The 12,660-nt window shown below is 37.6% G+C and carries 3 protein-coding genes; all 3 read right to left on the reverse strand.

Going from position 1 to position 12,660, the window contains the following annotated elements:
* Positions 1-385: 385 nt before the first annotated feature.
* Positions 386-10,741: a DUF3344 domain-containing protein gene (locus MRU_RS10295; protein WP_012956847.1), complete on the reverse strand. Its 10,356-nt coding sequence runs from the start codon at positions 10,739-10,741 to the stop codon at positions 386-388.
* A gap of 564 nt (positions 10,742-11,305) precedes the next feature.
* A complete protein-coding gene (locus tag MRU_RS10300; RefSeq protein ID WP_012956848.1) occupies positions 11,306-11,656 on the reverse strand; it encodes a DUF2149 domain-containing protein in 351 nt (116 codons plus the stop codon).
* Between the two features lie 128 nt (positions 11,657-11,784).
* Positions 11,785-12,531 (reverse strand): MotA/TolQ/ExbB proton channel family protein, encoded by a 747-nt coding sequence (locus MRU_RS10305; protein WP_012956849.1) that lies wholly within the window; start codon positions 12,529-12,531, stop codon positions 11,785-11,787.
* Positions 12,532-12,660: the final 129 nt, after the last annotated feature.

Raw genomic sequence — 12,660 nt, forward strand, 5'->3', positions numbered from 1 at the left:
TAATTATCATTTATAATATAGTAGTAATACTTATTTAAAAATTAGTTTATTACTAAAATTGTAAAAGAAGGATAAAAAGTAATACTTTTTTAAAATAATAATACTAATTGACTTATTTTCATTAAAAAAGTAATAATTTTTAAAAAAAGGAACTAAATAAAAACTAAAAAAAGTATTACTAATTAGATTAATTTATACAAAAATATAATAATTTAAGTTCTTGACTTATTTTTAATTTAAAATTATATCCCTTCGAATAATTTCAAAAACATAAAAAAAGATTAAAAAATCAAACTAAAAAAAAAGAAAAAGAATAGTTTAAAACTATTCTTAAAAAAATTTTTGGTCAAGGTTTTTGCGGCCGAAGGCCGTAAAAAGCTTGAATCTATTTTATAGTTACCTTACCTGTAACACTTGATTTGGTGTACATATCGTCTCCAGCGAATTTGGCTGTGAAACTGTAGGTTTTCTTGGTTGAAAGGCTTACTTTAACAGTTGCTACACCTTTAGCGTTTGTAGTTGCTGAGTAGGATTTGCCGTTTACTGTGAAAGTTACTTTCTTACCGTTGATTGGTTTGTTGTACACGCTTGACTTGAGTGTTGCAGTTAATGTTTTTGTCTTAGCGCTTGCCTTATAGGTTTTTGCAGCAGTAGTAAGCTTGGTGTTTTGTGTGCTTACCTTGATCTTAGATACAACAAAGCTACCGTTGTAGTAGTCATCTCCAAGGTAGGAGATAGCAAAGGTGTAAGTTCCTTTGTATCCTAAGTTGATTTGGAGTTTGACTCCGCCGGTTTCGTTTGTTGTTCTGTTATATACTACACCGTTGAAACCTATTTGGACAAATTTATTTGCTAATGGGTTTCCATTTGTGTCTGTCAAGTTGACTTCGAAGTATTTGCCCACTCTTCCTTCAATCTTAGAGTTAACAGCAGTTGTTTCCATATCTTGATAGTGGATTACAGAAGCCTGTTTAGCAGGAATGTTACCGCCTTCTGGAATATTGGTGTCGCTGCCGTTGGATACGCCAGTTACATCAAACTCGAATGGTTTGATTCCAGCTGCAATTGCGTTGTCAGTGACCTTGAGTTCACCGGTAGGTGCAAGGACTCCTCTTTCGCTGTCAAGTTTCAATACAGTTACTGATTCAGGTACAACGCTTCCGTCTATCATGTCAATGAAGTTGTCACTGATTCTGATGTTTGGAGTGTCGATTGAAGTTGGGCTGCTTCCATTGTCAGCAGTTGCTTGAACAATTACATTTGCATCTTCCACAATAAAGTCAACGCCAGTTATGTTTACCTCATCAGGACCGTTAGCGGATTTTGCTGGAATTACAAAGATGGTCTCTCCAGCTTTGCCCATTATGGAACCGCCTTTGATGGTTAAGTTCTTATCGATTACTACATTAGCAACATCTTGGAATACGTTGTCACCTAAATCCAAGGTGGATCCAGGTTCAGCAGCATCGATGAGTTTTTGCAAGTCAGAGCTGGTTTGATATTTGGATTTTACAACGACAAATTGCTCTAATGCAAGGATTGTAGAACCGGTAGCTACAAATGATACATCATTGGATAAGCTAGGGTCATTTCCTAAATCAACAATATAAGCATCTACGCTATTAGAAGTTCCATTCCAGACATTAGTGAATGTTTCATTGTTTACAATAAGGTTTCCTTCTCCAGCTTGAGCGCTTGCAGCAAATACATAGAGTTGGCTGGATAGGATTTCATCAAATACAGTGAAATCTAATTCTAAGACATTATTGCTTGCAACAGTTCTGTTTAAGAAGTTGTTTGCATTGGATAATAAGTCTGCACCGTTGAATAAGGAAACGGTAGTAAGTACATTTGACTCGTTAACATTATATAATGCTACAAGAGTACTTGGATATACCGCTGTAGTTCCGTTTTCTTTTCCTAAGGTGAATGTGTTTAGACCTGCCTTAATGAGGTCTGATACATCATAAATGTAAAGTCCGTATCCATATTTGCCATAGGTTCCCATATTGGATTGGTCTCTGTAATGAGCAACAGGAGTGACATTTACACCATTGAAGGTGGTGTTCCATTCAGGCATTCCACTTGCAGTCTTATCCCAGTTGTATGCAACATAAAGGTATGCCACTTCGAAATCAGCATCTGAAGGAACGGTTAAGTTCCATTCATCAGTACGTCCGGTTGTCTTAGCTCCAAGATAGGTAGAATCATCTAATGTATCTATAATCACATCACCGTTTACAGTGATTGTGTCAAATAGGACGATTTCTTCTGGAGGATGTGCTAAGTCCTTGCCTAAGTTACCGTTATATAATACAGAAGGAGTGAGGGTCACTTCATCCAATATAAGTCCGGTATCCTTATCGCTGACTAAGACTGTGTAGTTTACCTTAGCATTGGCTGCGCCGTTTACAGTGCTTGCGTCAACTGGCCTGATTGTATCATCGATAAAGTATTGGCCAAAGCTTTCGCCAGAGTTGAGTGCAATTTGAGTGCTGTTTACCTTCTTGCCGTCAATATAGAAGTCGACAATGTAAGAAGTGTTAAGAGCGCCGTTGTTTGTTAAGTTGAATTGCAATACATTGTTGGTTCCAGCGAATGCAACATTAGAATATTCGCTAACGAGGCTTGCCTCAGCTGAAGGAACATTGTATTCAACAACAATGAACTGTTGCAATGCTAGAATGGTAGATCCGGTTGCAACAAATGATACCTCATTAGATGCCTTAGGGTTTTTGCCTAAGTCAATAGCATATGCATCTACGCTGTTGCTGCTGCCATTCCAGATGTCAGCTACAAGATCGCCATTTATGACAAGGCTACCTTCTCCAGCTTGAGCGCTAGCTGCAAATACTAAAAGGTCAGCGCCGACTATATTGTCAAATGAATCGATATCCAATGTGCTGTTAGATGCAACAAGTCTTCCTAAGAAGTTGTTTGCATTGGATAATAAGTCTGCGCCATTGTATAGGTATGTAGTTACATAAGTGCTGGATTCAGGCATATTATAGAATGCTACAAGGGTACTTGGATATACTGCAGTGGTTCCATTTTCTTTTTCTAAGGTGAATGTGTTTTCACCAGCTACAATAAGGTCAGATACATCGTAAACGATAAGTCCGTAGCCATATTTGCCGTAGGTTCCCATATTGGATTGGTCTCTGTAATGTGCAACAGGAGTGACAGTTACGCCATTGAATGTGGTGTTCCATACAGGCATTCCAGCAGGGGTCTTATCCCAGTTGTATGCAACATAAAGGTATCCGGCTGCAAAGATAATATCTTCATTAGTGGTTAAGTCCCATACGTCAGTACGTCCTGTTGTCTTAGAGCCAAGATAAGTGGAATCATTCATTCCTATGACAATGATATCTCCATTTACTGTAATTACATCGAAGAAAGTGATTTCTCCAGCAGGATATGCCAAGTCTTTGCCTAAGTTACCGTTGTAGAGTACAGAAGGAGTGATAGTGATTATATCTAAGACATCTCCAGTTGAATTGTCTGTGATTACAACAGTGTAGTTGACTTTAGCATTGTCTGCGCCGTTTACAGTGGTTTCATCAACTGGTCTGATGGTTGGGTCCACAAGGTATAGGCTGTCGCTTTCACCGTTTGCAAGTTCAAGTTCTAAAGTGTCTGCCAATTCGCCATCGATATAGAACTCAATGGTGTATGCGGTAGGAATTGTTCCGTCATTGGTAATGTTAAATTCTAAGACATTGTCGGTTCCAGCAAATGCAACGTTATTGTATTCAGAGCCTAATTTAGCGTCAACAGAAACAAGCTCGTATTCCACAAAGATGAATTGCTGAAGGGCTAGTATAGTGCTTCCGGTTGCAACAAATGATACTGTGTTGGATTCTTCGATATCATCTGTCAAGTTAAATACGCAAGCTTGGACTGAGTTGGAAGATCCGTTCCAAACATCTTCAAAGCTTTCTCCGTTTACTATTAGATTGCCTTCGCCTTTTTGAGAGCTTGCTGCAAATATTCCAAGTGCACAATCAATTACATCATCAGGCAATTCAATGTCTAAAACACTGTTAGATGCAACAACTCTTCCTAAGAAGTTGTTTGCATTGGACAATAAGTCTGCGCCGTTGAACATGTAAATGGTTTTCATGCTGTCAGATACTTCTTGGTCGTAGCCTGCAACCAAAACACTTGGATAGATGGCAGTCATGTTAGCATCTTTTGTTAAGGTGAATACATTATCCCCTGCTTCTAAAAGGTCGCTTACATCATATACTAAAAGTCCGTATCCATATTTGCCATAGGTTCCCATATTGGATTGGTCTCTGTAATGTGCAACAGGAGCGACAGATACACCATTGAATGTGATGTTAAGTGCAGGGATTCCTGCAGAGGTCTTATCCCAGTTGTAAGCCACATATACAAATCCAGCTACGAAATCAGCGTCTTCAGGTGCTTCAATGTTCCATATGTCAGTTCTGTTGGTAGCTCCAGATGCAAGGTAGCTTGAATCATTTTGGATTTCAATGTAAATGCCACCGTTTACTGTGATGGAGTCAAAGAATGTGATCTCCTCAGCAGGATATGCTAAGTCCTTGCCTAAGTTACCGTTATAGAGGATATCCGGAGTGATTGTAGCTTCAGCATCCTCAACAAGGTCGTCAACATCTCTTACGACTGCAGTGTAATTGACTTTTTCATTGTCTGCCCCTTTGACTGTGTTTTCTGTAACCGGTCTGATCTTCTCATCGGTAAACATTGCAATGGCACTGCCATAAGCGCCTACTTCAATCAATTGACTGCCTATTTCAACGCCGTCAGCATAAAGGGTTACATTGAAGACAGCATCTTCCTCAGCAACGTTTGTTACATTGACCTTTAAGACATTGTTTGTGCCTGCAAATGCAACGCCCTTATATTCAGAGATAATGTCAGCCTTAGCGTATGGGGCGTATTCTGAAACTATGACAAATTGTTGAAGGGCTAGGATAGTTCCTCCAGTGGAAACGAAGGACACATTATTGGATTCAGCTATGGAATCAGTTAGATTGATCATATAAGCAGCTGCACTATTGCTTGTTCCTTCCCAAACATTGGTGTATTCATCACCGTTTACAATCAAGTTACCTTCTCCAGCTTGACCGCTGGCAGCAAATACTACAAGTGTTGCTTCATCGATATCGTCAACTGAATCAATATATAAAACGCTGTTACTTTCAACAGGTCTTCCTAAGAAATTATATGCATTGTATAATAAGTCAGCGCCATTGAACATGTAAGCAGTTGTCAATATAGGTGAGTCTTCAACATCATAGAATGCTACAAGAGTGCTTGGATAGACAGCAGTGACATCATAATCCTTTAGAAGCTCAAAGCTATTTTCGCCTGCAGCGATGTACTCTGAAACATCATAGACAAGCAATCCATAGCCGTATTTTGCAGAGCTGGTTCCAAGGTTTGATTGGTCTCTGTAATGAGCTATAGGAGTGACAGTTTCACCATTGAATGTGGTATTGAAGACAGGGCAGGTGCCATTGGTCTTATCCCAGTTGTATGCAAGATAGACAAAGGCCTCAACGAATTCTGCATCATTTGGAACATCAACAGTCCATACATCGGTACGGTTGGTTGTTTTAGTTCCAAGATAGGTGGTATCATTTAAAGTGTCAATGATTACTCCACCGTTTACTGTGATAGCGTCGAAGAATTGAATTGTGTCATTAGGATAAGCGTAGTCCTTACCTAAGTAACCGTTATAGACAAGAACAGGAGTTATTGTAATTTCATCCAATATCTCATCGGTTGCATTATCACTGATTACAACTGTGTAGTTTACCTTAGCGTTGTTGTTTCCGTTTATAGTGTTTTCAGTCACTGGCCTGATTGTATCATCAATCAAGTATAGTGTACTGTTTTCACCGCAATCGATTTCAGCTTCTATGCTGTCTACCAAGTCGCCATCAGCATATAAGTCAATATGATAGACAGTGTCTACTGTACCGTTATTGGTTAAATCAAGTTTTAATACATTGTCGGTTCCGGCATATGCGGAATTTGAATATTCTGTGCTTACTTTAGCTTTAGCAGAAGTGACATCGTATTCGAAGACAATGAATTGTTGAAGTGCTAGGATAGTTCCTCCAGTTGAAACAAAGGAGACTTCATTGGATTGCTTGAGACTGTCCAATATATCGACACCAAATACATTAGTGCTGTTTGTGCTTCCAGACCAGACATTCTCATATGTTTCATTATTTACAATCAAGTTACCTTCACCTGCTTGAGCGCTTGCAGCAAATACTAAAAGGTCTGCAGATGCAAGGTCATCAACCAATTCAACTTCTAAAACGCTGTTACTTTCAACGTCCCTTCCTAATAGGTTGTAGCTGTTATATAACAAGTCAGCACCATGATACATATAAACTGTTGTAATGACATCAGGGACCTCTTGGTTATAGAATGCTACAAGAGTGCTTGGGTAAACTGCAGTCTTGTTAAACTCTTTTTCTATTAATAATGTATTTTCTCCAGCTTCAACAAGCCCAGACACATCATAAACGATTAATCCGTATCCGTATTTGCCGGAGCTGCCTAAGTTGGATTGATCCCTATAGCTTTCCATAGGAGCAACAGTTTCTCCATTGAATGTTAAGTTCAAGACAGGGATGTTTGCACCGGTCTTATCCCAGTTGTATCCAATATAGATAAATGCATCTGCAAATTCAACATCATCTGGGACATCAAGCTCCCATACATCAGTTCTGTTAAGAACTGTAGCGCCCATATAAGTGGTATCATTTAAAGTTTCAATGATAACTCCACCGTTAACTGTAATGGTGTCGAAATAGCTGATTGTCTCATTAGGATAAGCGTAGTCCTTGCCTAAGTAACCGTTATACCATATGGTAGGAGTGATTGTCTTTTCAGCTAAAAGACTTCCAGCAGCACTTACATAGACTGTGTAATTTACCTTTTGATTGTCTGCGCCATTTACAGTGTCTTCAGTCACTGGCCTGATGGTGTCGTCGATTAAGGTTAGGACATTGCTTTCGCCAACATCGATTTCAACATGTTCATAGTCGACCCTTACACCGTCAGCATATAATTCAATCAAATAATTGGCTTTTTCCAAACCGTCATTTGTTACATTGACTTTCAATGCATTTTCAGTACCAGCATAACAAGCTCCATTATATTCAGAAGCTATTGTAACGTCAGCAGAGTAAGCTTCATATTCAACAAGAACGAATTGTTGAAGTGCTAAAATGGTAGATCCGGTAGATACAAAGGAGATTTCATTGGATGCAAGAGGATTGTCTCCCAAATCAAAGACTTTCTCTTCTACAGAGCTGGTAGTACCGTTCCAAACATCCTCATATTTTTCGCCGTTGACAAGCAAGTTACCTTCACCTGCTTGAGCGCTTGCAGCGAAAACATACAAATTAGATCCGAGGACATTGCCCTCTGTACTAATGTTCAATACAGAATCTGTCATAACAAGTCTTTCCAAAACATTATAGCTACCGTAATATAATAAATCAGCACCATTATACATGTACATGGTTTTTACAGTGCTTGATTCAGTCACATTATAGAATGCCACAAGGGTACGTGGATATATAGCTGTGTCCCCTTTAGTTAATGAGTATTTGTTTTGTCCTTCCTTAATCAAAGAGGAAACGTCATAGACCACAAGACCGTATCCATATGAACCGCTTGTACCCATATTGGATTGGTCCCTATATTGAGCTACAATAGGGATGGACTCATCATTAAAGCTGGAGGCCCAGTCAGATGGTCCATTTTCTGTCTTATCCCAGGTATATGCAACATATACATAAGCTCCTGCAAAGCTTGCCCCTTCGCCAAGAGCAGGAAGAGTCCAAATGTCAGTCAATCCAGGGTTGCTATTTCCAGAGTAGCTTCCAGTGGTGTTAATGAAATAGCCTCCATTGAAGGTGACATTTCTGAATGAGCTTATGAATTCATCTGAATATTCGTATTTCTTAGATAAATAACCGTTGTATAGGACATATGGGAAATAGCTGGATTCCCCTATAACTTCTTGGGTTTCATTATCCTTAACAATTACAGTGTAATTAGCCTGTAGATTGTCATGTCCCAATATAGTTGATTCGTTTAGATCCCTTATTTTCTCATCAATAAAGTTAATATCGCTTGTGTAGCCAGCATTTACCTTAGATTCTTCAGTTCCTGCAAGCTCGCCATCCACATAAAATTCAACAAGATAGTTTCCATCTAAAGATCCGGTGTTATGCAATGAAACTGCAATAAGGTTTTCCACACCTGCATAAGTGGTATTTACATATTCGCCTCTAAAAGCAATTTCTATAGCAGAAACAGGTTCCTCTCCCACAACGATTGATCCTGTTAGGATATTGCTAAGCTCAGCCTTGGAATAGTTTCCAGTTACATAATAAGTACCTATTTCACTTGGTGTGTAGCTTGTCTTATATGTGTATCCATCCAAATCAAATTCAGTGATGTTGGTTCCATTGATCTCTACGCTTAAGCCTATGCCGTTAATGAGATTGCTGTTGTCATCTACAAGGTAAACGTCAATAGGCACTTCATCGCCGATGTCTGCATATACTACATTGGATGCAGCATCATTGGTTTCATTGACAATGAGATATAAATAAACGTCAGTCAATATTGAACCGTTTGTGTAGATTCCATCACGAAGATCATTGGTTGTGATGTTATTTTCAGATAATTTTAATTTTCCTGCATTGTTAACAATGGAATAGTTCAATACGTCTGCAGAGTTATCTACAAAATTACAGTTTCCAATACCAAGGAAATTGGCTACATTGGAATAGAGCATTACAGCACTTCCATTCTGTTTTGCATGGTTGCTGGTAAAGTTACAATCAAGAAGGTAGCATTGGTCTGCACGGAAGCCCATAGCACCTCCGTTTGCATCTGCCTCATTGTCTTCAAATGAGCAGTACATAATTAGCATTTCATTTGCACCTGCAGCGGAATAATATGCGCCACCATCTCTTCCAGCGGAATTTTCCTTAAAGATGCTGTTGACTATTGTACCGTTGATTTTACCTGCAGCCCAATTAACAGCGCCTCCATAAACTTGAGCCTTATTTCTTATGAATGTACAGTTATTGATTAATCCAAAGTTTTCCTGCCAATAGATAGCTCCTCCACCATTGCTTGAACCAGTAGCTTGATTGTCTGTAAATGTACAATTGGTTACATTTCCATATTTTCCTACCCAACTAATGGCTCCGCCGGTAGTTGCAACACAACCAGTGAAGTTAGAGTCTCTTACAACCGCAAAATCTCTAGAATTTACACGGATTGCACCACCATCCTTTCCAGTAGCATTTTCAAAGCTGCATTCCTTAACGGTGGCATTGTCTCCAGCAATGTAGATTGCGCCTCCTCCAGTACCTGTGGAAGTGGTGTTTATGAATTTACAATTTTCAATCATAACATTTTTAGAACCGGATATGTAAACAGCTCCTCCAGCTCCGGTATTATTAATGTCTTTGAAAATACAATTTGTCACAAGGCCGCCATTCGCATCGCTATCGAAATAAACTCCCCCTCCAGTTCCTTTACCATGTGTAAAAGTCAAGCCGTCCAAAGTTACATTGGCACCATATACTCTAATGTTTGCAACAGAATTGTTTCCATCGAATATTACATTTCCAGGATTTACTGCAACAATGGATGAGTAGTTTGCCCTAATGTCATAACGTTTGGATTGGGTGTAGGTACCATCCAATACATGGATTATACCATTATTAGCCAAAGCAGGAGCTGCCTTATCCATAGTGGTAGGATCATCTGCAGTAGTACCAGTTCCAGTACCGTCAGGACTTACAAATATTTCCTCTAAGTTCTTTGTAACTGTCAAGACAGAAAGTACATTCTTAAAAGATTTGGTTGAATTAAAAGTTAAATTATTTGTCTTGTTTTTTAAGAGGTCAGTTACATCCCACTTATGGTATTTGAACATGGAATCAGAGATGAGTTCCCCACCAGTTAACTCTTGCTTATTGAATGAATAATTACCGTCAGTGCTTGAAAGTGCAATATTTCTTATGTTAGCACTTAAGAAAGGACTTACAGTTCCCACAGTAAAATTAGCTTTGGTAACTGAATCCGCACTATTTGACCAAGCCTGACCGGAATCCACCCAATAATCAAATCTATTATTGCTTCCGTCATTATAAGCAAAGACCAAACCGATTAATTTGATTCTGCCATCAAAATTAGCATATCCTTCAAGTTTGGTGTTTGTTACATTGATCTTTATTTGACCGGTTGCACCTTGAACCCTATCAGTGATATTATAAATCATCTGATAGTCGGAATAGACCTTGGTGATGTGGTCATTTACTATATAGACAGTGCCGTCGCCACTGCCATCAGTATAATTTAAACTTTCGCTTGCAATTTGACTTGTCTCACCATTGGATGTTATTGAGACATTGGACTGGGCACCATAGTCTCCCTGTGCAGACCCTCCATAAACATTTACAAAGAGTCCTGCATACTGGACATCACTAACATCCTCCGGGACATCATAGCTTAATTCTCCAGATTGTATTTCTTGGCCTCCTGTTTGAGAAGCGTATGGATTGGCAGTTGCCACATCCACACCTCCAGAAACAGTTCCATTAGTCACTGGACTTAAATCTGCGGCATAAGCAGATCCTAAGGCCAGCATTAGAACAATAAGAATTAAGCTAACTATCAAAAATTTTCTATTCTTCATAATTATGCCTTTTTTAAATTTTTCCAATAAATATTAAAAATTAAAAGTCAACCGAATTAACTTTATCTTAGCCAGTTTTTTTTCATTAAGTGTGCTTATATTTAATATTTATTAATTATAATAGAGGAGTAATAATTATTTAAATCTTATTTTAATACTTAAATGGAAAAATAAGGACAAATAGTAATAATTTTTTAAAATAATATTACTAAAGAGCCTAAAATGATAAAAAAAGTATTACAAAATCAGTATTTTACAAACTTCATAAATGAAATAGTATTATTAATTACAAAATGTTATAAAAATACTGATGAATTTTGATAAAATAGGAACTAAAAAATTGAAGGAATTGATATAAAAATTGTGAAAATATGTGAAAAGATAATAAAATTCATAAATTTCATATAAGATTTTTATAAAAATAGATGAAAAATTGAATGAAAATTAGACAAAAAAATCATCAAAAAGTATAAAAAACCGGAAAAAAGTGCATGAAAAACTAAAAAAATAATTAAAAAAAGAAAAGAATTAGTCTAAAAGACTAAAAATAAAAAATAAATAAAATTAAGCAGAATTATTCTGAACCATAATCAATTTACCCGTAGACGGATCCTTATAAACCTTACCCATCTCAGTATAACCTTGACCTGTTGCATTGCTTGTATCTGGAGTCTCATTCAAGATTTGACCCTCTTGAACCTCAGTCATCTCCTGATTCATAGCATCCATGACCTGCTGCTTTTCCTCTTGAGTGAGCTGCTCATTAAAGAGCACGCTTTGCATGTTCCATGCAAGCACAAGGAAAACAAGCAGGCCTACAGCAATAACCAACATTGCATCTACAAGGTTGGCGGTTCCTGCCATAGGATCTTCTTCCTCACTTTCAAAACGTCTATTGCAACGACGACGAGCCATATAATCACCAATTTAGTTGAAATTATTGATATTTGTTGATATTACTGATATTATTGAATTATTAATATGTGTTGAATTTATTGAGATTGTTTAAACATGTTTTTAACAATAATAACCACAATCAGTGATTATTCTAGCCTATCATCCCTTTTATTGATATTGTCCAATATTGCATCCATCAAAGCATCCAAGTTAGCAAGATATTCACCGAACCATCGTCTTCTAATCTTTGATGCAAAGTAAGCGGCAGCACCTGCTCCAATACCGATAACAGTTGTATTGAATGCAATGGTGATTGCGCTTGCAAGGGTTGTCACATCCCCTGTACCCAATGCTGCAAGACCTGGACCCATTGGGATAAGTGTTCCCATCAATCCAAGTGTAGGACCTATCCTTGTAACAATATCTGTTTTTTGAAGATTTTGAGTAATCTTATCCTCTTCATTATCAATCAATCTACGAGCTAATGTCTCCCTTGATTTCTTACCAAGATGTTCACTGTCAGCAAGTTCACAAAGAATTGTCTTTTGTGAACTTTGAATATCTGAACTATTTACTATATTTTTAATTTCCTCAGCAGACTGTGCATCATAGATTGAATAAATCATTTCTTTGATTAATTTAATAGGTACTTTCTTACGAGAAAGGTATTCTGATAGAAGCTTCCCTAAAGTTACTACAGCGAATACTAAAAATATGAGTAAAAGAATGATTACAGGTATCTGTAATGCTTGTGTTATAGCAGTTAGTGAACTATCTAAAAATGGAAAGCCAGTTCCGTTTGTATTTGAGAAGATGGCGAATAGTCCATTGTTGGCTCCCTGATAAATAGCTTCATCTGCAAAAATCAATGTATTTCCAATAGCTAATGTCATTTAATCACCAAAAAAATAAATGAAATAAGTTTAAATGAAAAATAACCTAATATCCAAGAGATTTGGATAATGTTTTTTAAAAACTTCAATATTATAGAATAAAAGCAAAAAGCTTAAGCAAATCATTGA

Origin of the sequence: Methanobrevibacter ruminantium M1 (assembly GCF_000024185.1) — an archaeon.
GTDB lineage: Archaea > Methanobacteriota > Methanobacteria > Methanobacteriales > Methanobacteriaceae > Methanobrevibacter > Methanobrevibacter ruminantium.